This is a genomic window from Arthrobacter sp. 2RAF6 (assembly GCF_052115205.1).
Classification (GTDB): domain Bacteria; phylum Actinomycetota; class Actinomycetes; order Actinomycetales; family Micrococcaceae; genus Arthrobacter.
Genome location: NZ_JBFRGF010000001.1, coordinates 141,665 through 161,677 on the forward strand (window position 1 = coordinate 141,665; position 20,013 = coordinate 161,677).

Here is a 20,013-nt window from a genome sequence, read left to right on the forward strand (position 1 = left end):
CGTTATGAAAAGTAACCGTCAGATCGAGCACTACGTTGCCCCTATCGACGAGACACCGCTGCTGGCGACCGATACCCTCAAGGTCGACGCAGCACCCCTGAGCCTGTGGGCGGACGCCTGGCGGAAGCTCCGCCGTCGGCCGCTCTTCATCATCTCGGCGCTCATGATCCTGCTGCTCCTCGTCGTCGCGTTCTTCCCGGGTCTGTTCACGCAGACACCCCCGAACGACAACTGCCAGTTGGGCGACTCCCTCGCGGGCCCCTCGGCCGGCCACCCCCTGGGATTCACCTTCCAGGGCTGCGACATCTACTCCCGCGTCATCCACGGCACGCAGGCATCCTTGACCGTCGGCGTCGTCTCCGTCATCTTCGTCCTGATCATCGGAGTTACGCTCGGCGCGCTGGCAGGCTTCTTCGGCGGCTGGGTTGACACCATCATTGCCCGCATCGGCGACATCTTCTTTGCGTTGCCTTTGGTCCTCGGTGCGCTGGTAGTTACCCAGCTCCCCTTCTTCCGCGAGAACAAGAGCGTCTTCACGGTGGTCATGGTCATCGTGATGCTCGGCTGGCCGCAAATGGCCCGTATCACCCGCGGTGCCGTGATCGAGGTCCGCAACGCGGATTTCGTCACTGCCGCACGCTCGCTCGGTGTCTCCAAGATCGGCACGCTGGTCCGGCACGTCGTTCCGAACGCGCTCGCGCCGATCATCGTCCTGGCCACCATGGAGCTTGGTGTCTTCATCGTGACGGAGGCAACGCTTTCCTTCCTTGGCATTGGGCTGCCCGGCAGCATCATGTCCTGGGGTAACGACATTTCCGCGGCGAAGGATACGTTGCGCACCAACCCCGAGGTGCTGATGTTCCCCGCAACCGCACTGTCCATCACGGTCCTGAGCTTCATCATGCTTGGCGACGCGCTGCGTGACGCCCTTGATCCCAAGAGCCGCAAGCGATGAAGGAGCCAATCATGACAACGTCCAACATCACCATCGACGAAGCCGGAACCGAAGATCGTCCACTCCTGGAAATCCGGGACCTCGCCATCTCCTTCCAGACGGCGAGCGGCGAATTCCAGGCCGTCAAGAACGCGCACCTGACCATCATGCCCGGCGAGACCGTCGCCATCGTGGGGGAGTCCGGTTCGGGAAAGTCGACGACGGCGCTTGCCGCCATTGGTCTCCTGCCGGAGAACGGCCGGGTTTCAGGCGGGCAGATCCTGCTCGACGGCGAGGACATTTCGCATGCGCCGGAACGGCGCATGATCGAACTGCGAGGCAACACGATCGGCATGGTTCCGCAGGATCCGATGTCCAATCTCAACCCGGTCTGGAAGATCGGCTACCAGGTCCGCGAGACACTGCGCGCCAACGGCAAGCCCAGCGGTCCTGCCGACGTCGCCCGCGTCCTGGGGGAAGCCGGCTTGCCGGACTCCGCACGGCGCGCGAAGCAGTACCCGCACGAATTCTCAGGCGGCATGCGCCAGCGGGCCCTGATCGCTATCGGCCTGTCGTGCCAGCCGCGGCTCCTGATCGCGGATGAGCCGACGTCCGCCCTGGACGTCACGGTACAGCGCCAGATCCTGGACCACCTCGAAACCATGACCGCGGAGCTCGGTACGGCGGTCTTGCTCATCACCCACGATCTCGGCCTGGCTGCCGAGCGTGCGGACAAAGTGGTGGTCATGTACCGCGGCAACGTGGTGGAGGCCGGCCCTTCGCTCGAATTGCTCCGTAACCCGCAGCACCCCTATACCCAGCGGTTGGTGGCTTCGGCGCCGTCCCTCGCTTCCCGGAGGATCCAGGCCGCCAAGGCCGAAGGAATCCAGACGGAAGAACTCCTGGCGCCCACCGGAGCTGTCGTCGAAAAGGCGTTGTCAGACGACGTACTGAAGGTCGAAAGCCTCAGCAAGGTCTTCAAGCTGCGCTCCGGAGTGGGCAAGGCAACGGACTTTAAAGCGGTTGACGACGTCTCGTTCAACGTCAAACGCGGGACGACGACGGCGATCGTGGGGGAGTCGGGTTCCGGCAAGTCCACGGTGGCCCAGATGGTCCTCAACCTGCTCGCGCCGACGTCGGGGCGGATCGTATTCGACGGCGTGGACACCTCCACCCTGAACAGCCGTGAGATCTTCAAGTTCCGGCGCCGCGTCCAGCCGATTTTCCAGGACCCGTACGGTTCACTCGACCCGATGTACAACATCTTCAGGACCATCGAGGAACCGCTCCGGACCCACAAGATCGGTGACAAGGTCAGCCGCGAGAAGAAGGTCCGGGAGCTCCTGGACCAGGTGGCGCTGCCGCAGTCCACCATGCAGCGGTACCCGAACGAACTCTCCGGCGGGCAAAGGCAGCGCGTCGCGATCGCGCGGGCCCTGGCCCTCGACCCGGAAGTGATCATCTGTGACGAGGCGGTCTCCGCGCTGGACGTTTTGGTGCAGGCCCAGGTACTGAACCTTCTGGCCGAGCTGCAGTCCAATCTCGGACTGACGTACCTCTTCATCACGCATGACCTCGCCGTCGTGCGGCAGATCGCAGACCATGTCTGCGTGATGCAGAAGGGCAAGCTCGTGGAAACGGGCAGCACTGACGACGTCTTCGATTCGCCGCAGCAGGACTACACCAAGGCCCTGCTTCACGCGATCCCGGGTGCCAGCCTGATGCTGCCGCCCGTGGTGGCCTGACGGGCCTGCCGCCCGTCGGCTGAGTAACACTTAGGCGAGCAGAAGAGCCGGGACCACTTCCGTGGGGAAGTGGTCCCGGCTCTTTTGCTGTTCCGTCTTGTCCCGGAACTCGCCGCCGATTGTGATGAAGGGCACAATTCGGCAGCCTTGGGGGTGATTTTTAGGCCAATAAATACCACAGCGTTTAGACTCTATGAAGGTGCCCTGTGTCAAAGGGTCTAATCCGTCGTGCGTTCCGGTTGGAAATGTCGCGATACAACAGCTGACTTCACCACTGAATCGAGCCATTACGCATGTCTGAAACCACCACCAACACCGCCGCGGCCACTGCATCGCGCAGTGATCTGCGCAACGTCGCGATTGTGGCCCACGTTGACCACGGCAAGACCACCCTGGTCGATGCCATGCTCAAGCAGACCAACTCCTTCGCCGAGCACAACCACCTGGAAGACCGCGTCATGGACTCCGGTGACCTGGAGCGCGAAAAGGGCATCACCATCCTCGCCAAGAACACCACGGTTGCCTACAACGGCCCGTCGTCCAATGGCGAGACGATCACCATCAACGTGATCGACACCCCCGGCCACGCCGACTTCGGCGGCGAGGTGGAGCGCGGCCTGTCCATGGTTGACGGCGTGGTTCTCCTCGTCGACGCTTCCGAAGGTCCGCTGCCGCAGACCCGCTTCGTGCTCCGCAAGGCCCTTGCCGCGCACCTGCCCGTCATCCTGCTGGTCAACAAGACCGACCGCCCAGACGCCCGCATCGAAGAGGTTGTCCACGAGTCCATGGACCTGCTCCTTGGCCTGGCTTCCGACCTCGCGGACGAAGTTCCGGACCTGGACCTGGACAAGATCCTGGAAGTACCCGTGGTCTACGCCGCAGCCAAGGTCGGCCGTGCCTCCCTGGACCAGCCGGCTGACGGCTCGGCACCGGACAACGAGGATCTCGAACCTCTCTTCAAGACGATCATCGAGCACATCCCGGCGCCGACCTACAACCCGAACGGCGTCCTGCAGGCTCATGTCACCAACCTGGACGCTTCCCCGTTCCTCGGACGCCTCGCACTCCTGCGCATCTACAACGGCACCCTCCGCAAGGGCCAGACCGTCGCTTGGGCGCGCGCCAACGGCGAACTGAAGAACGTCAAGATCACCGAGCTCCTCGCCACCAAGGCCCTCGACCGCGTTCCGACCGACTCGGCCGGCCCAGGCGAGATCGTGGCTGTTGCCGGTATCGAGGAAATCACCATTGGTGAGACCCTGACAGACGCCGAGAACCCGCAGCCGCTGCCGCTCATCACGGTGGATGACCCCGCGATCTCCATGACCATCGGTATCAACACCTCCCCGCTGGCCGGCAAGGTCAAGGGCGCCAAGGTTACCGCCCGCCAGGTGAAGGATCGCCTGGACAAGGAACTGATCGGTAACGTCTCCATCAAGGTTCTGCCCACCGAGCGTCCGGACGCCTGGGAAGTCCAGGGCCGTGGCGAGCTTGCGCTGGCCATCCTCGTGGAGCAGATGCGACGGGAAGGCTTCGAACTGACTGTCGGCAAGCCGCAGGTTGTCACGCGGACCATCGACGGCAAGATCCACGAGCCGATGGAACACATGACCATCGACGTGCCCGAAGAGTACCTCGGCGCGGTCACGCAGCTCATGGCCGCCCGCAAGGGCCGCATGACGAACATGGCCAACCACGGCACGGGCTGGTGCCGCATGGAATTCATCGTTCCGGCACGTGGCCTCATCGGCTTCCGCACCAAGTTCCTCACGGACACCCGTGGCGCCGGCATCGCTTCGTCGATCTCCGAAGGCTACGAGCCGTGGGCCGGCCCCATCGAATACCGCACCAACGGTTCGATGGTTGCCGACCGCGCCGGCGTCGTCACCCCCTTCGCCATGATCAACCTGCAGGAACGTGGCTCCTTCTTCGTGAAGCCCACGTCCGAGGTCTACGAAGGCATGATTGTCGGCGAGAACTCCCGCGCCGACGACATGGACGTCAACATCACGAAGGAAAAGAAGCTCACCAACATGCGTGCCGCTTCCTCCGACACCTTCGAGAACCTGACGCCGCCCCGCGACCTCACCCTCGAAGAGTCCCTCGAATTCGCCCGCGAAGACGAGTGCGTTGAGGTGACCCCGGAGTCCATCCGTATCCGCAAGCTGATCCTGGACGCCAACGAGCGCGCCAAGGCTACCCGCGCCCGCGCCAAAGTCTGATCCTGCGCTGACTGCGTACTGACGCGCTGAACGGACTGACGCATTGAATAAGGGAGCCACCGGAACAGCACGCGGCATTGCCGCGGCTGTTCCGGTGGCTCTTTTTGCTGCCCTTGCAGGCACCGCACTGCACCGGCAGACGCTCCTCCTTGCCGGCGTCGACGTCTATTGGGGCACCGCAGCGGCATTGCTCCTGCTCGCATCGCTCCAACTCCTGTTGGGTGCGTGGTCGCGGTCTTTGCTCCCGACGGCGGTAGTTGGCATTGTTTGTTACGCGACCATAGGCCTGCTGTCCATGGGCGGAACGGGCAAGCAGCTGATCGTCGCGGATGTGCCCGGAAACGTGTGGGTCTACGGGAGTGCGGGCATCACGTTTGTGATGCTCTTGTGGTGCCGGCGCTATACGCGTCCATCGCGCGGTTAGCTTAGTCGGCGCTCGGGTCCCGGTGGTGGGCGATCAAGAGCGAGGTGGCCTCGCCGTCGTCGTCTGCCGGAAGGCGCATGTATTCCTCGACGACCGCCCGCAGCTTGCCCATCATTTCCTGCTGCCGTGCAGCATTGAACTTCACGCCAAGCCGCCAGACGTCAATGTCCTCGGTCGCGAGCCCGCGGGTTTCCTGGACGAACGTTTCGATCAGGACCGGGGAAATGTCGTTCACGGGAGTGCTCCACGAGGTGCGGGTTGCGATGTACGGCACCTCCTTGGCGCCCCTCTTTCCCTTCCGACCTTCCTGCGGCACGAGAAAACCGGTGCGCACCAAGGTCCGGACATGGTGCAGGCTCGACGCCGGATTGATGTCCAACAGCCCGGCAATCTCTTTGTTGGTGCGCGCGTGGTGCAGGCAGAGCCGGAGAATCCTCAGGCGCAGGGGCGAGCTCAAGGCGCGGCCCTTGGCCACCAGGTCACTGTCCTCCCGCTCGTGTTCCGTCATGGTGGCCAGTGTAGCCACCCCAGAGTGATTGACATATGCCAATCACTGCAGGAAACTGGGCGGGTGAATGCCGGGACCACTGACAATGCTCAGCAAGCTGACACAGCCCAGCATGCTGCGTCGCTTTGGCGGGACCGGAACTTCACGACCTTCTGGTCGGGCCAGGCCGTCAGCCAGCTCGGGGCACAACTGGGGCAACTGGCGTTTCCCGTCCTCGCAGTGACTTTGCTCGGCGCCAGTGAGTTCGAGGTCGGCGCACTCAATGCCGCCGGTCTTGCGGCCTTCCTGCTGATCGGGTTGCCGGCGGGTGCCTGGGTGGACCGCTGGCTCAAGCGTCGCACCATGATTGGGGCGGACCTGGTCCGGACCGCGGCGATGGCGACCGTGCCAATCCTCTGGTGGGCCGACATCCTGCAGATCTGGCACCTGTATGCCGTGGCCGCCGTCGTCGGGGCCGCAACGGTCTTCTTCGACGTTTCCTACCAGAGTTATGTGCCTGTTCTCGTGGATGCCGCGAAAGTGCCACAGGCCAACTCCAAGCTCGAAGCCACCTCCCAGATCGCACGAATCGGGGGTCCTGCTGCGGGCGGTGGCTTGCTGACTGTTGTGTCCGCCCCGGTGTTGTTCGTCGGGGAGGCGGTCGGGTATTTGCTGTCGGCCATTTTCCTGCTCAGAACGCGCGATGCGGAACTGCCCGTGCCCGCGAAGGACCGGCAGCCACTAGCCAGCGAAATCAGGGAAGGCCTGGTCTTCGTGGTCAGGCATCCGTTGATCAGCAGGATTGTGGCATGCACGGGCGGGGTCAACTTTTTCACGACGATCGCTTTCACCTTGATGCCGGTACTGGTCCTTCGCGAACTGGAACTCGGTCCGGAAGGCATGGGCCTCATCATGGCGGTCGGGGCGGTCGGCGGACTGATTGGAGCGGTTGCCGCGCCCAGGTTCGCGGCCTGGATCGGCGAGGGGACCGTCATTCCTGTGGCGTCGATGATCAGCTCGGTCTTCCTTCTCCTGGTTCCGTTGTGCGTGCTTGCCCCGGAACGATGGATGTCCCTGGTGATGCTCATCGTCTCCGAGTTCGGGTTCGCTTTCGGAGTCCTCGTGTACAACATCATGCAGTTGAGCATGAGGCAGCGCGTGTGTCCTCCCTGGCTTCTCGGGCGCATGAATGCGTCCATCCGCTTTGTGGTGTGGGGAGTCATGCCGATCGCAGCCCTTGCCTCAGGCCTCCTGGCCGAGAACCTTGGCCTCGTCCCGACACTCTGGATCGGCTTGGGCGGAAGCATTGTTTTTGTTGCCCCTGTGCTGTTCTCTCCGCTTTGGGGGATGCGCAGGCTGCCGGACGAGGTGCACGGCGCCTGACCGACGTCATTTCAGCGTACGATGGCGTGGCGCGGGCTAAGCATCTCGCCGCGGCCGGGGTCTCGCATTTCCAGCTGAAATCCGCGTTGGCGAGCGGGCGGATTCTCCGCGTGGCAGTCCCTCACAGCCGAAAGTACGAGGGTTTTGTCTGCGGGGGATTACCCGCGGGCTGTGCGCGTCCCCCGGCGTGGCGGCGGAGGGGGGACCTCCTTTGCCGCCACTACAAGGGCCAGCGGGATCTCGACGTCGGACTGGCGGGTACGGATGGTGCACGCACCGTCAGTGACGGAGAGCAGGTAGCCGAGGGCATCGGTGAAGCCGTCGTCCAGCCGGTATCGGACAACTACCCGTGTTCCGGATACGGTATTGAGCAGGAAATCCTGGGGCCGGGGCAGATTCACCAGTTCATAGTAAGACGCCCGGCTAGGTTGCTGAGTTCCGGCTGGGGGATAATAGGCTCAGAATTCGATGTACCGGCCATAGGGTCGGTGGTACAACCCGGAAATTGTCCGGGACAACTGTGGAGAGGCAAGGGACGTGACCTACGTAATCGCGCAGCCGTGTGTGGACGTCAAGGACAAGGCGTGTATTGAAGAATGCCCCGTTGACTGCATCTACGAAGGCGAGCGTTCCCTCTATATCCACCCGGATGAGTGCGTGGACTGCGGGGCTTGCGAACCCGTGTGCCCGGTGGAAGCGATCTACTACGAGGACGACACCCCGGAGGAATGGGCCGACTACTACAAGGCCAACGTCGAGTTCTTCGATGACCTTGGTTCCCCTGGCGGAGCTGCCAAGATCGGCAACACCGGCAAGGACCACCCCTTCATCGCCGCGTTGCCTCCGCAGAACCAAGACCACTAAGAACGGTTGCTTCCTTTGATTTCTGCGGCCCCTGCTTTCGGCCTCAACCTGCCCGACTACCCTTGGGAAGCGATGGCGCCGTACGTGGCCAAGGCTTCAGAACACCCGGGCGGGGCAGTCAATCTCTCCATCGGAACCCCCGTGGATCCTACACCGCAGCTGATCCGCGAGGCGCTCGCCGGGGCAGCTGACGCCCATGGTTACCCGACGGTCCACGGCACGGAAGGTCTTCGCGAGGCCGTATCCAACTGGTTCGCCAGCCGCCGCGGGGTCCCGGGAATCGACCCGAGGGACGTCCTGCCGACCGTCGGTTCCAAGGAATTGGTGGCCTGGCTGCCGTTCCTGCTGGGACTCAGCGCAGGCGACGTCGTGGTCCGCCCCACCGTGGCATACCCGACCTACGACATCGGCGCCATGCTCGCCGGCGCCACTGCCGTCGCCGCGGACAACCTGGACGAACTGGACTCAGCCACCCGCGCGAGGGTCCGGCTCATCTGGATCAATTCCCCGGGCAACCCCACGGGCAGCGTCCGTGACGTCGAGTCCCTCAGGCAGATCGTCGCCCAGGCGCGCGAGATCGGCGCGGTCCTGGCGTCGGATGAATGCTATGCCGAACTCGGTTGGGGCGAATGGGATGCCCAGCGTGGCGGCGAGGCAGTGCCGAGCGTCCTTGACCCGCGTGTCACGGGAGGGTCCACGGACGGCCTGTTGTGCGTCTACTCCCTCAGCAAGCAGTCGAACCTGGCCGGCTACCGTGCCGCTTTCGTTGCCGGCGACCCGTCGATCGTGGCGAATCTGGTCAACAGCCGCAAGCACGCAGGCATGATCGTGCCCTACCCGGTCCAGGAAGCCATGCGTATCGCGCTCGGCGATGCCGACCATGTGCTCGCCCAAAAGGATCTCTACCGCGGCCGCCGTGAACGCCTCCTGCCGGCACTGCGGAACTTCGGCCTGGAGATCCAACAGTCCAAAGCGGGCCTGTACCTGTGGTCCACCGCAGGGGAGGCGACGTGGGACACAGTTGAGCGGTTCGCTGACCTGGGGATCGTCGTCGGGCCCGGAGTGTTTTATGGAGACGCCGGCAATGGTTTCATCCGGGTGGCGCTCACGGGCACGGACGAACGCATCGATGCGGCCGTGGAACGCTTGAACACCACTCGGTAACAATCATGTGACTTGCCGCACAGGGTGCGTCATTCCGCCAGTAACCGTAGCTTGTGAATTAGTTTGTCCCGCTTACTGGCGGTAGCTTTTAACTGACTATCAATGGTGGCTTTCTCCACGAAGGCAGTTCGGCCGATGGTGTCTGCGCCTGCAGACTCCTGGCTGGAGTCACCAGATGTTGGTTGGATCAAGCTTTCGACCGAGGCCAAGAGCCTCATGAAGGGGACTCCATGACTGAGACCACCAGCGCTACCCTGCGCCATGCCGGCGGGGAGCTCGAGCTCCCGCGGATCAAGGTTGTAGAAGGGAACGAAGGATACGACGTTTCCAAGCTGCTGAAGCAGACGGGCGCCGTCGCCTATGACCCCGGCTTCATGAACACCGCCGCCACCACGTCGGCAATCACCTACATCGATGGCGACGCCGGTATCCTGCGCTACCGCGGCTACCCGATCGAGCAGCTTGCCCAGCACTCCAGCTTCCTGGAAGTTTCCTACCTGCTGATCTACGGCAACCTGCCCTCGCCCACTGAGCTGGATGCCTTTGACCAGCGCATCCGCCACCACACGCTACTCCACGAAGAGCTCAAGGGCTTCTTCGGTGGTTTCCCGCGTGATGCGCACCCGATGCCGGTGCTTTCCTCGGCTGTCTCCGCGCTGTCCACGTTCTACCAGGACTCCTTGGACCCGTTCAACCCGGAGCACGTGGAAGTTTCCACTATCCGCCTCATGGCGAAGCTCCCGGTCATTGCGGCCTACGCCCACAAGAAGTCCATCGGCCAGCCCATGCTGTACCCGGACAACTCCATGAACCTCGTGGAGAACTTCCTGCGCCTGAGCTTCGGCCTGCCAGCAGAGCAGTACGAGCTGGACCCCGTCGTCGTCAAGGCGCTGGACCTGCTGCTCATCCTGCACGCGGACCACGAGCAGAACTGCTCGACGTCGACCGTCCGCCTTGTGGGCTCCTCGAACGCGAACCTGTTCGCTTCCGTTTCCGCAGGCATCAACGCCCTCTTCGGTCCCGCCCACGGTGGGGCCAACGAAGCGGTGCTGAAGATGCTGCGCCAGATCCAGGCCGACGGCATCAAGCCCGAGGAGTACATGGAAAAGGTCAAGAACAAGGAGGACGGCGTCCGCCTCATGGGCTTCGGACACCGGGTCTACAAGAACTACGACCCCCGCGCGAAGATCATCAAGGCGACGGCACACGAGATCCTGGGCAAGCTCGGCGGCAACGACGAGCTCCTGGACATCGCGATGCGCCTCGAAGAGAAGGCCTTGGCCGATGACTACTTCATCCAGCGCAAGCTCTACCCGAACGTCGACTTCTACACCGGCCTGATCTACAAGGCCATGGGCTTCCCGGAGAAGATGTTCACCGTGCTGTTCGCGATCGGCCGGCTCCCCGGCTGGATCGCCCAATGGCGCGAAATGATCAACGATCCCCAGACGAAGATCGGCCGTCCGCGGCAGCTTTACACAGGGGAGCCGGAGCGCGACTACCCGGCGATCTAGTCCCCACCGGCTCCCAGGCCTCGCAAGCTCGGCCCGGGTCCCTCGCCGGTGTGGGCCCTGTGAACGCGGGGTCACTTACGGTCCGTCCCAAGGGGCATTATGGGCCGTAAGTGACCCCGCGTTGCTTTAAGAGCTGTAGCCGAGCGGGTTGTTCTTCTGCCAGCGCCAGTGGTCTTCGCACATTTGGTCCACGGTCTTCGTGGTGGACCAGCTCAGATCAGCCAGGGCGGAGGAGGCGTCGGCCCAGAACGCGGGCAGGTCTCCGGCGCGGCGTCCCGTGATTTCGTATGGCAGCGGGTGGCCCACGGCCTGTTCGAAGGCATGGAGCATCTCCAGCACGGACGTGCCCTTTCCGGAGCCAAGGTTCCAGCGGTGTACGCCCGGGCGCTCGGCAACATAGTCCAGGGCGGCGACGTGGCCATCGGCGAGGTCGACGACGTGGATGTAGTCCCGCAGGCAGGTGCCGTCCGGGGTGTCGTAGTCTCCACCGAAGACCATGAGCTTTTCGCGCCGGCCGACGGCAACCTGGGCGATGTACGGTACCAGGTTGTTCGGGATGCCCTGCGGGTCCTCGCCGATCCTGCCGGAGGGGTGTGCGCCCACAGGGTTGAAGTAGCGCAACAAGGCGATGTGCCAGCGCTCGTCCGCGGCGCCGAGGTCCGTGAGGATGTCCTCAATCTGTTCCTTGGTGCGGCCGTAGGGGTTGTTCGCCCCGATCTCCATCTTCTCGATGTAAGGGATGGGGTTGTGCTCGCCGTATACCGTGGCGGAGGAACTGAACACGATGGAGCGGACTCCGTGCTTGTCCATGGCTCGGAGCAGGTTCAGTGTGCCCACGATGTTGTTGTAGTAGTAGTTCAGGGGTTCCTGCACGGATTCGCCAACCGCCTTGAGCCCGGCGAAGTGGATGACGGCGTCGATGCTGTGCTGGTCGAACACAGCCTCAAGCGCGGCCTCGTCCACCAGATCCACCTTATGGAACGCCGCAGTCTTTCCCGCCAGTTCGCCGACGCGGCGCAGGGATTCTTCGCTTGAGTTCACGAGATTGTCCACCACGACTACTTCGTGTCCGGTTTCCAACAGGGACAGGACGGTGTGCGATCCGATGTAGCCGGTACCACCCGTGACAAGAATTCTCATGCAAGCAACGCTAGCCGAACTTGGCATGGCTCCGCTTAGTGTTGCGTAGGCCACAGTCCCGTGGTTCGCGTGCGCCGGACGGCACGGTTCAAGCACGTTCGTGCTAAAAAGATTTGTGCCCAAGATTGTTGATGCCGAAGCCCGGCGCCAGGAAGTAGTCGAAGCCGTCTTCAGGATCATCGCCTCGGATGGCCTTGAGCGAGCCTCCTTGCGGGAGGTGGCCGACGAAGCCGGACTTGCCGTCGGCTCCGTCCGGCACTACTTTGCCAGCAGCGATGAACTGCTGGTCCATTCCTTTGCCGTGGTCATCGACAGGATTGCCGGGCGGCTTGAGGAAGCGTTCGCCGTCGTCGAATCCTTGGAGACGGGCTCGGCGGAACACGACGCCGCCGTGTTAACCCTGCTGGGTCAATTCCTTCCGCTCGACGAGGAACTGGCCGTCGACGCCTGCGTGTGGATGGCATTCCGGCATGCGGCCCGGATCCGGCCCGTACTCGAACAAGTTGCCGCGCGCAGCCACCGAGCCGTGGCCGCCGTCGTCGGCCGCTTGGTGATGCGGCTGATGCCCGACGGCGGATCCGTCCAGGAGCGTCTGGTGACCGAGGCCGAGCGACTCCTGGCGACCCTCGACGGACTGTGCATGCATGCCCTGCTGCAGCCTGAGTGGATGACAGCCGAGGTCTGCCGCGACGTTCTGACCGCGCATCTGGACACTCTTGTTGACCTCCCGTCCAACCGTTAACGTCACGGCCCATCGGGAATAGACTGGAACTCTGAGCGGGCACCTGCCAAGGGAGGCAATCGGATGCATGACACAGGCGGTCAGGGGTGGCGGATCACAATGGACACCTCCGGACCGATGCTCATTGCCTTGTATCTGAGAGACGTTGCTGGATTGGACGGAGCCGGAACGCCAGCCTTGTCCCACGCCACACCCAAAGTCAGACACGCCGACCACACGCACCTCACCGCCGAGGTGGGTGGCGTGAATGCCCTCAAGACGGAGTGGGAAGCCTGGTGGGAGCAGTTGCTGCGGGCATATCCGGAAGCCGCGCCCGAGCTCTCGCCGCCTGGCTTCAATGCGTTCGGGAACTCGCCTGCCCTCCGGCGGGTGCTGCAGGCCCATTTCGGGGCCGCCCTGAGTTGGGCGCGTGAACGCGTTGAAGATTACGAAAAGCTCGAAGCGGAACGCGTAGCCAGCGGCGCCATGTTGCTTCTCGGCGACATGGTGGAGGACCGCCTGCTCGAAGTCGGACGGAGCTCCAGAGACTTCGAGCTGACGATCATCGAGCTACCGCTCAGCGAGCCAAGGGCCTGGTACTTGGAACCGGACAAGATGATCATGAGCCACCAGCTCCTGTCCGAGCCAGACGTCTTCCGCAGCTACGTCCAGCCGGTGGTTGAACTACTGGTCTAAAGCCCGCCGTGAGGCCCAGCCAGGCATTATGTCTTCGGAGCCGAAACCGTGATGGTAACGGTTCCCGAAGCTGCCGTTGAATCCTGCCAGTCCTTGTGGTCCTGCCGGTTCCAGGTGGCGCCGGCCACGTCAACCTGCGTCACGGAGAGGTCTTTGGCGTTAGCCACTGCCCATTGGGCCGCAGCCCACGCCTGCGCACCGGTAATGTTCAACTGGACAGTGCGGCCCTGTGCCACGGCCGGCAGGGCGCCGAACGCCGTCGTCATGGCCGCCACAACGGCGCTCGGGTCACCGGCAGTATCCGCGGCGCGGAGCGTGCAGTCGAGGGCCTTTTCGGAATGTCCCGTCAGCGCCGACGCATACGCCCGGCCCATCGCTTCCTGCTGCGCATATGCCTGCGGGTACGCAGAATGCTGGACCGCTTGAGCCGCATCAGTGATCGCCATGGTTTCGTAACCGGGCACTTTCACCAAGTGGTCATAGAAGGCATTTGTCGCGTAGACAGGGTCCATGACCTCGGCCTCGGTGCCCCACCCTTGGGAAGGTCGCTGCTGGAATAGTCCCCTCGAGTCGGGGCCAACCTCGTCACCGTGGCCGATGTTGCGAAGCTTGGATTCCTGCATGGCGGTGGCCACAGCGATCGTGGCCGCGCGCGGAGGCAGCCCCCGCTGCACCGCAATGGCGGTGATGAGCGCGGCATTCGCGGCTTGGTCCGTTGCCAGCTCGTAGGAGTCCGAGCCGACGACGGCGACGCAGCGCTCCGTAACCAAGGTTTCGGAGCGCTGCAGTACAGTCACCACGGCGTAGATGGCACTAGCCACCAAGGCAAGGGCCAGCAATAAGATGATGGTGCGTCGGAGACGGCGCATCCAGATATCAGCTAGTTGGCGTGCAGGGCTTCGTTGAGTTCCACCGTCTGGCCCTTGCGGGGAAGGACCTCGACTTCACCAGTGGTGGAGTTGCGGCGGAACAGCAGGTTAGGCACGCCAGAGAGTTCAACAGCCTTGATGATGCTGCTCGTGTCCTCGCCGTTGGCGTCCTTCGGGCCGGGGATGCGTACGCGGGTTCCAGCCGTGACGTACAGGCCTGCTTCAACTACGGAGTCGTCGCCGATGCTGATGCCCACGCCGGAGTTGGCGCCCAGGAGTACTCGCTCACCCAGGGAGATCTTTTCCTTGCCGCCACCGGAGAGGGTTCCCATGATGGAGGCGCCGCCACCGACGTCGGTGCCATCACCGGCAACAACGCCTGCCGAGATGCGGCCTTCCACCATGGACGTGCCGAGCGTGCCGGCGTTGAAGTTCACGAAGCCCTCGTGCATGACCGTGGTGCCTTCTGAGAGGTAGGCGCCCAGGCGGACCCGGTCGGCGTCGGCGATCCTGACGCCGGTCGGAATGACGTAGTCCACCATGCGGGGGAACTTGTCCACTCCGTAGACCGTGACGGCGCCGCGCTTGCGCAGGCGGGCACGGGTCACTTCGAAGCCGTCCACTGCGGCCGGACCGAAGTTTGTCCACACAACGTTGGGGAGCTTGCCGAAGATGCCATCCAGGTTGATGCTGTTGGGCTTGACCAAGCGGTGCGAAAGCAAGTGGAGGCGCAGGTAGGCGTCAACGGTGTCCGCCGGGGCCTCGTCGAGGTTGATCTGGGCAAAGACCACTTTCTGCTCAGTCCGGCGATCGGCGTCGTGGCTTTCAGCCGCGAGTGCGGTCAGCGACTCGTCGGCGTGCTCCACGGCCCGCAGGGATGCGGCCGCTTCGCCCAGCGCCGGCGCCGGAAACCATACGTCCAGCACTGTCGCTTCTCCGGCGTCGGAGGCGGCGATGGTTGCCAGGCCAAAGCCATAGGCGGAGCGATCGTTGTCAGAAGCGCTATCGAGAGCGGCAGAGGCAGCGGTTTCAGTCATGGCGCAAGTCTATCGAGAGCCACTGCTTCCCTTGAAACCGTGTGTGGACCGAAGGGGTCGCAATTGGCTCGGGATACAGTGGAGAGGTGACCGTTGAAACTACTCCAATCCTTCTTGACATCAGGCAAGACGTTGCGCTGCTGACCGCCGCGCTGATGGACATCAACAGCGTGTCCGGCAACGAAGCCGCGCTTGCAGACGCCGTTGAATCCGCCCTCCAAACGATCCCGGGCCTGCAGCTTGTGCGGGACGGCGACGCCATCATTGCCCGGACCGAGTTGGGACGCCCGGAGCGGGTGATCCTGGCCGGCCACCTCGATACTGTGCCGTTGCCCACTGTGGAAGGTTCACTCGGCACTGTGCCCGCCACGTGGGAGTCCGGTGTCCCCGGGACGGGAAACTTGTACGGACGCGGAGCCACTGACATGAAGGGCGGGGTCGCGGTGCAGCTTGCGCTCGCCGCAACCATGTTCGACGGCGGCGCCGAGCCAGGCAAAGACGTCACCTTCGTCTTCTACGACCATGAGGAAGTTGAAGCGGTCAAGAGCGGCCTCGGCCGGTTGGTCCGGAACCACGGCCATCTCCTGGAGGGGGACTTCGCGATCCTGCTCGAACCCACCGACGGCACGGTGGAAGGCGGTTGCAACGGCACTAGCCGCTTTGAGGCCACCACGACCGGCGAAGCGGCGCACTCCGCCCGGGCATGGATGGGCAGCAACGCCATCCACGCTGCCGCGCCCATCCTGAGCCGGTTGGCAGCCTACGAACCGCGCACAGTCAACGTGGACGGGCTGGACTACCGGGAAAGCCTCAATGCCGTGAAGATCAACGGCGGCACCGCGGGCAACGTGATCCCGGACCGCTGCGTCGTGGAGATCAACTACCGCTTCGCGCCGGACAAGACCCCGGACCAGGCCGAAGCCCATGTCCGCGAGCTGCTGGAGGGCTTCGACGTCGTCCGCACCGATGCTGCCGCTGGAGCGCGGCCCGGCCTCAACCACCCGGCCGCGGCGTCCTTCGTTGCCGCCGTCGGTGCCGAGCCCAAACCCAAATACGGTTGGACCGACGTCGCGCGATTCAGCGAACTGGGCGTTCCGGCGGTCAACTTCGGGCCGGGCGATCCGCTTCTGGCGCACAAAGACAACGAACACGTCGACGCCGACGCCATCCGTGAGTGCCTCCGTGCACTGCGGTCGTGGCTGGCTGACTGAGATTGACGTCTTTGTTAGCAACCTTTGAAGCGCTCATCACCGGGCGATTGAAAGGCGGAGCGAACAGACGGAAGGATCCCATGGAAAGCATGGTTGTTCCGAGGCCTTTCCCTTGGACACTTTCCGCGCAGCGCTAGAGGGCTGCTGCCTGGGGATTTGGAGATTTCAGGCAGCAGCCCCGCCAAACGTCCAGTTGGACTCAATTCGCTTTTAGTAATAGTAGTAACCGGTGGTGACGAAGCGCTGGCTGGGCTCACCGGAGCCGCTCGAACTGGACAATAGACTGTTGCCTGAGACTCGATAGCCTTGATACCCGGCAAGAGGCCTGGCTGCTAGATAGACGGTGCAACTCCAATTTGTAACCCAGGAGGGTCCGTTTGTGCAGGACGCCGTGTTTGCCTGAGATTGACCTGTGGGGTCGTTTGAATACAGGAGACGTATGTATTGTCCCGAGCTATTTTGGATACCCCCATTGACGAAAACTTGATCTCCTGGTGCTGCAGAGGAACAGCGGTAGGTGATAGATGCGCTGAGCTGTGCGCCGTCCTCGTAGTTTGCGTAAGCGATGGAGCTCGAAGAAAGAATGCAGCCCGAAGCGTTCGGGGTATTCGTTGCAGGTGCGGCCTATGCGGAGGAACCGATTAAAATGGAGCACATTAGGATTGGGAGTAGGGTGAACGTTATCCTTCGGCTGGCTTTCATTTAGCCTTCCTTGTCTTTCCTTATTGAGCTGGAACCGGACGCGGCTAGGGCTGCTCGTGCGCGGCAGTGATGCATCCCTCGCCCTAGCTTCCGCAAGTTCGGAGACAACCGCCACGAAGCGGTGATTTGTGTCCTGTTCCTCATTGAATTTGGATGGTCAGGATCGGCGCCGGTCCTGACTAATCCTAAACACTCGTTTCCACACCTAGGTGGGCGTTCCGTCGAAATGAGTGCCAAAACTGCCAAAATTGAGTGTCGCGCAGAGGCTCGTGTTAGTACTTGGGATAATTCCAACCCGGGACGCCGGTAATCTTGCAACTGGCATGCAGGATTTGGCGGTGGTGAACGACGACAAAACTTAGGGGTCCGCAAGACTTCGCTTGCAGACCCCTAAATTTCGACGTGCAAAACTACTTGGCCGCGGTGGGAATTCCGGTCGGAGCTGCCTTCGCTACGCCGCCCGCCGCCTTTTTGGAGCCGTGCCGTTCAATCCAGATGGCCAAACGGGAGACGGACAGGTTGATCAGAATATAGATCGCGGCAGCGACGAAGAAAACCGGGAAGAGATACTGCGGGCCCAAGAAGTCCGCCATGATTTGGACTTTCCGGAGGAGTTCCTCGTAGGAAACGATGTACCCGAGAGAGGTGTCCTTCAGGAGCACAACGAGTTGTGCCACCAATGACGGCAGCATCCGCCGGATCGCTTGCGGCAGCTCGATGCTGAGGCGGGATTGGAAGCCTGTCAGCCCGATCGCCAATCCAGCCTCTCGTTGTCCTTTAGGGAGCGACTGCACGCCGGCGCGGATGATTTCCGCGAAGATTGCGGCGTTGTACAGCACCAAGCCCGCCACGACGGCCACAAAGGATCCCGTAGCAAAAACCAAGAGGACGAAGAACATCATCAGCACCACGGGCATGCCACGGAGGAATTCGAGCACGATCCGAGTGGGTACCCGGATCCACGCCACGGTGGATATCCGGAAGAGACACAGGAGCAAGCCAAGGGGGAAGGCGATCACGGCGGCCACCGCCGCAGCTGACAGGGTGGCCACGATGCCGCTGCCAATCAGCGCCCAGACGTCCGGGATCCCGAAAACCGCCCACCGCTGGGATTCAAAGATCCCTTGATTGCCTAGTGTCCAGAGGGCGAGGCCCAAGAGGCCCGCGATCAACAATCCGCCGATGATGGAGGCGTACAGCGAAATACGGCGAGCCTTGGGGCCAGGGACATCGTAGAGGACCGAACTCATCGTGCGATCGCCACCTTTCGTTCAACCTGGCTGGCGACATACCCGAGCGGCACGGTAATCAGCAGGTAGAAAACGGCTACCCCGACGAGTACCCACAGGACGCTGTCACCGTGCGAGTTGGCGAGCTGCTTGCCGTAGCCGAAGAGCTCCAGGACAAAGAATGCGCCCGCCACAGATGAGTTTTTTACCAGCGCGATAAGGATATTGATCATGGGCGGGATGACGGTCCGCAGTGCTTGGGGCAGCACGATGTAATTAAGGACCTGGCCGAAGTTCATACCGATGCTTCGGGCGGCCTCGGCTTGCCCGACCGGAACGCTGTTTACGCCTGACCGTACAGCCTCGGCAATGAATGCTGAGGTATAGGAACTCAACGCAATTATTGCCGCGACCTCGAATTGTTCGAAGGTCACGCCCAACCGGGGGAGCACCACCGCGGCGAAGAAGAACGCAATGGTGAGTGGCGTATTCCTGACGATCTCCACGTAGGCCATGCTGAATCCGCGTAGGGCCTTGACCGGCGAGACGCGGGCTGCGGCGAGCAGGGTGCCAACGACCAGCGCAATGATGCCAGAGACCACCGCCAGGAAAAGAGTTCTGAGGAACCCGTCCCAATACTGGGGCAGGCTCTCGATGATGACGTCCATGACTTCCTTTGGCTGCTTCGGGGAAAGGGATCATTGGGCGGTGGTTGTTGGACAGGAAGGAGTTTCCTGTCCAACAACCACCTGGGCATCAGTAGCGGTTGATCGCCGGAAGCTCAGGCACAGTCTTAATGACCGCGCCAGCCGTTGCTTCCCAAGCCTTCTTGTACGTGCCGTCCTTGGCGAAGGCCTCGAGTTGGTCATTTATCCAGTTACGGAAGACAGTGTCGTCTTTCTTCAGACCGATACCGTAGGGCTCTTTGGTGAAGGTTTCCTCGGAGGCGAGCTTGAACGCGTCGGGCTCCTTGTTCACAAAACCAGCAAGGATGACATTGTCCGTGGTGACTGCTTCAACCTGCTTGTTCCGCAGAGGTTCCAGGCACGCGGAGTACGTGGCGGCCGGCACCAGAATCGCCCCATACTTGTCGACGATGGTTGCGGCAGGGGTCGAACCGGTAACCGAGCAGACCTTCTTGCCCTTGACGTCTTCGGGTTTGGTGATCGAGGTGTTGTCCTTGTTGACCATCAGGGCTTGTCCCGCCTGATAGTACGGCCCGGCGAAAGAGACCTCGGTTTTGCGCTTGTCATTAATGGTGTACGTGGCCACGATGATGTCGACGTCGCCGTTCTTGATGAACTGCTCACGGTTGGCCGAGACAGTTTCTTTCCATTCAATTTTGTCCGAACCGATTCCCAATTTCGCCGCGATCGCCTTGCCGATTTCGACATCGAAGCCTACCGGCTTGCCATCCAGGCCCTTCTGGCCGAACAGTGGCTGGTCGAATTTGGTGCCGATGGTGATCTTGCCAGCCTTATTGAGCTTCTCCATCGTCGTGCCCGCCGCGAACGTTGGTTTCTCGACTGGGGTAGTACTGCTTCCGCCGCCGCCGCACGCGCTCAGCGAAAGGGCGAGCGCCGCGCTTGCAGCGACCAAGAGGGATTTCCTCCGGGTGATAAAAGCCTTCATGATATTCCTTTCATTGTGCGGCCACCCCTGCGGCCTGGG

The 20,013-nt window shown here is 62.6% G+C and carries 19 protein-coding genes; 11 read left to right on the forward strand and 8 right to left on the reverse strand.

The features are described from left to right. The first annotated feature begins 4 nt into the window (after nucleotides 1-4). The 4 genes from AB4Z38_RS00705 (at nucleotide 5) to AB4Z38_RS00720 (ending at nucleotide 5,325) form a co-directional block, all read left to right on the forward strand. Nucleotides 5-955 (forward strand): ABC transporter permease, encoded by a 951-nt coding sequence (locus AB4Z38_RS00705; RefSeq protein ID WP_441427936.1) that lies wholly within the window; start codon nucleotides 5-7, stop codon nucleotides 953-955. A gap of 11 nt (nucleotides 956-966) precedes the next feature. Further along, complete coding sequence (locus AB4Z38_RS00710) at nucleotides 967-2,679, forward strand: dipeptide ABC transporter ATP-binding protein (protein WP_441427937.1); 1,713 nt, start codon at nucleotides 967-969, stop codon at nucleotides 2,677-2,679. Between the two features lie 293 nt (nucleotides 2,680-2,972). After that, nucleotides 2,973-4,901 carry a translational GTPase TypA gene (gene typA, locus AB4Z38_RS00715; protein WP_284980702.1) on the forward strand — a complete coding sequence of 643 codons (1,929 nt, stop codon included), beginning with the start codon at nucleotides 2,973-2,975 and terminating at the stop codon, nucleotides 4,899-4,901. A 43-nt stretch (nucleotides 4,902-4,944) separates the two neighbouring features. Beyond that, a complete protein-coding gene (locus AB4Z38_RS00720) occupies nucleotides 4,945-5,325 on the forward strand; it encodes a hypothetical protein (protein WP_441427938.1) in 381 nt (126 codons plus the stop codon). A gap of 1 nt (nucleotide 5,326) precedes the next feature. Here AB4Z38_RS00720 and AB4Z38_RS00725 read toward each other — a convergent pair whose 3' ends face one another. Continuing rightward, complete coding sequence (locus AB4Z38_RS00725) at nucleotides 5,327-5,851, reverse strand: ArsR family transcriptional regulator (protein ID WP_441427939.1); 525 nt, start codon at nucleotides 5,849-5,851, stop codon at nucleotides 5,327-5,329. A gap of 45 nt (nucleotides 5,852-5,896) precedes the next feature. Between AB4Z38_RS00725 and AB4Z38_RS00730 the strand changes: the two genes are divergently transcribed. After that, entirely contained in the window at nucleotides 5,897-7,195 is a 1,299-nt protein-coding gene (locus AB4Z38_RS00730) for an MFS transporter (RefSeq protein WP_441427940.1), read from the forward strand. 158 nt (nucleotides 7,196-7,353) lie between these two features. On the opposite strand, the gene AB4Z38_RS00735 is transcribed toward AB4Z38_RS00730, so the two are convergent. Next, on the reverse strand, nucleotides 7,354-7,596 hold the full coding sequence (locus tag AB4Z38_RS00735; RefSeq protein ID WP_441427941.1) for a putative acetyltransferase: 243 nt from the start codon (nucleotides 7,594-7,596) through the stop codon (nucleotides 7,354-7,356). A gap of 136 nt (nucleotides 7,597-7,732) precedes the next feature. Between AB4Z38_RS00735 and fdxA the strand changes: the two genes are divergently transcribed. From fdxA to AB4Z38_RS00750, 3 genes are all read left to right on the forward strand, one after another. Then, nucleotides 7,733-8,059, forward strand: coding sequence for a ferredoxin (gene fdxA, locus AB4Z38_RS00740; protein ID WP_018776555.1), 327 nt, complete (start codon nucleotides 7,733-7,735; stop codon nucleotides 8,057-8,059). 15 nt (nucleotides 8,060-8,074) lie between these two features. Beyond that, nucleotides 8,075-9,223, forward strand: a complete 1,149-nt coding sequence (dapC, locus tag AB4Z38_RS00745) for a succinyldiaminopimelate transaminase (RefSeq protein WP_441427942.1) — start codon at nucleotides 8,075-8,077, stop codon at nucleotides 9,221-9,223. Nucleotides 9,224-9,453: 230 nt separating this feature from the next. Beyond that, complete coding sequence (locus tag AB4Z38_RS00750) at nucleotides 9,454-10,737, forward strand: citrate synthase (RefSeq protein WP_441427943.1); 1,284 nt, start codon at nucleotides 9,454-9,456, stop codon at nucleotides 10,735-10,737. Nucleotides 10,738-10,863: 126 nt separating this feature from the next. On the opposite strand, the gene galE is transcribed toward AB4Z38_RS00750, so the two are convergent. Then, nucleotides 10,864-11,877, reverse strand: a complete 1,014-nt coding sequence (gene galE / locus AB4Z38_RS00755; protein ID WP_284980695.1) for a UDP-glucose 4-epimerase GalE — start codon at nucleotides 11,875-11,877, stop codon at nucleotides 10,864-10,866. A 115-nt stretch (nucleotides 11,878-11,992) separates the two neighbouring features. Between galE and AB4Z38_RS00760 the strand changes: the two genes are divergently transcribed. Both AB4Z38_RS00760 and AB4Z38_RS00765 read left to right on the forward strand, forming a co-directional pair. Continuing rightward, a complete protein-coding gene (locus AB4Z38_RS00760) occupies nucleotides 11,993-12,619 on the forward strand; it encodes a TetR/AcrR family transcriptional regulator (RefSeq protein ID WP_441427944.1) in 627 nt (208 codons plus the stop codon). A 63-nt stretch (nucleotides 12,620-12,682) separates the two neighbouring features. Continuing rightward, a complete protein-coding gene (locus AB4Z38_RS00765; protein ID WP_441427945.1) occupies nucleotides 12,683-13,294 on the forward strand; it encodes a hypothetical protein in 612 nt (203 codons plus the stop codon). 26 nt (nucleotides 13,295-13,320) lie between these two features. Here the strand turns inward: AB4Z38_RS00765 and AB4Z38_RS00770 are convergent, their stop codons facing one another. Then, entirely contained in the window at nucleotides 13,321-14,163 is an 843-nt protein-coding gene (locus AB4Z38_RS00770) for a hypothetical protein (RefSeq protein ID WP_441427946.1), read from the reverse strand. An 11-nt stretch (nucleotides 14,164-14,174) separates the two neighbouring features. Further along, on the reverse strand, nucleotides 14,175-15,200 hold the full coding sequence (dapD, locus tag AB4Z38_RS00775) for a 2,3,4,5-tetrahydropyridine-2,6-dicarboxylate N-succinyltransferase (RefSeq protein ID WP_284980691.1): 1,026 nt from the start codon (nucleotides 15,198-15,200) through the stop codon (nucleotides 14,175-14,177). A gap of 86 nt (nucleotides 15,201-15,286) precedes the next feature. Here dapD and dapE point away from each other — a divergent pair, with 86 nt between their 5' ends. Next, complete coding sequence (dapE, locus tag AB4Z38_RS00780; protein WP_441427947.1) at nucleotides 15,287-16,411, forward strand: succinyl-diaminopimelate desuccinylase; 1,125 nt, start codon at nucleotides 15,287-15,289, stop codon at nucleotides 16,409-16,411. Nucleotides 16,412-17,523: 1,112 nt separating this feature from the next. Here the strand turns inward: dapE and AB4Z38_RS00785 are convergent. From AB4Z38_RS00785 to AB4Z38_RS00795, 3 genes are all read right to left on the reverse strand, one after another. Continuing rightward, nucleotides 17,524-18,363 (reverse strand): amino acid ABC transporter permease, encoded by an 840-nt coding sequence (locus AB4Z38_RS00785; protein WP_441427948.1) that lies wholly within the window; start codon nucleotides 18,361-18,363, stop codon nucleotides 17,524-17,526. Then, nucleotides 18,360-19,010 carry an amino acid ABC transporter permease gene (locus tag AB4Z38_RS00790; RefSeq protein ID WP_441427949.1) on the reverse strand — a complete coding sequence of 217 codons (651 nt, stop codon included), beginning with the start codon at nucleotides 19,008-19,010 and terminating at the stop codon, nucleotides 18,360-18,362. Before AB4Z38_RS00790 ends, AB4Z38_RS00785 begins: the two co-directional genes overlap by 4 nt. 88 nt (nucleotides 19,011-19,098) lie before the next feature. Continuing rightward, entirely contained in the window at nucleotides 19,099-19,974 is an 876-nt protein-coding gene (locus AB4Z38_RS00795) for a glutamate ABC transporter substrate-binding protein (RefSeq protein ID WP_441427950.1), read from the reverse strand. Between the last annotated feature and the right edge of the window lie 39 nt (nucleotides 19,975-20,013).

Coding starts and splice junctions, on each gene's coding strand:
- AB4Z38_RS00750 (WP_441427943.1), top strand. CDS start 9,454: ATGACTGAGACCACCAGCGCTACCCTGCGCCATGCCGGCGGGGAGCTC.
- AB4Z38_RS00765 (WP_441427945.1), top strand. CDS start 12,683: ATGCATGACACAGGCGGTCAGGGGTGGCGGATCACAATGGACACCTCC.
- dapD (WP_284980691.1), bottom strand. CDS start 15,200: ATGACTGAAACCGCTGCCTCTGCCGCTCTCGATAGCGCTTCTGACAAC.
- AB4Z38_RS00790 (WP_441427949.1), bottom strand. CDS start 19,010: ATGGACGTCATCATCGAGAGCCTGCCCCAGTATTGGGACGGGTTCCTC.
- AB4Z38_RS00710 (WP_441427937.1), top strand. CDS start 967: ATGACAACGTCCAACATCACCATCGACGAAGCCGGAACCGAAGATCGT.
- AB4Z38_RS00795 (WP_441427950.1), bottom strand. CDS start 19,974: ATGAAGGCTTTTATCACCCGGAGGAAATCCCTCTTGGTCGCTGCAAGC.
- AB4Z38_RS00770 (WP_441427946.1), bottom strand. CDS start 14,163: ATGCGCCGTCTCCGACGCACCATCATCTTATTGCTGGCCCTTGCCTTG.
- galE (WP_284980695.1), bottom strand. CDS start 11,877: ATGAGAATTCTTGTCACGGGTGGTACCGGCTACATCGGATCGCACACC.
- typA (WP_284980702.1), top strand. CDS start 2,973: ATGTCTGAAACCACCACCAACACCGCCGCGGCCACTGCATCGCGCAGT.
- AB4Z38_RS00705 (WP_441427936.1), top strand. CDS start 5: ATGAAAAGTAACCGTCAGATCGAGCACTACGTTGCCCCTATCGACGAG.
- AB4Z38_RS00785 (WP_441427948.1), bottom strand. CDS start 18,363: ATGAGTTCGGTCCTCTACGATGTCCCTGGCCCCAAGGCTCGCCGTATT.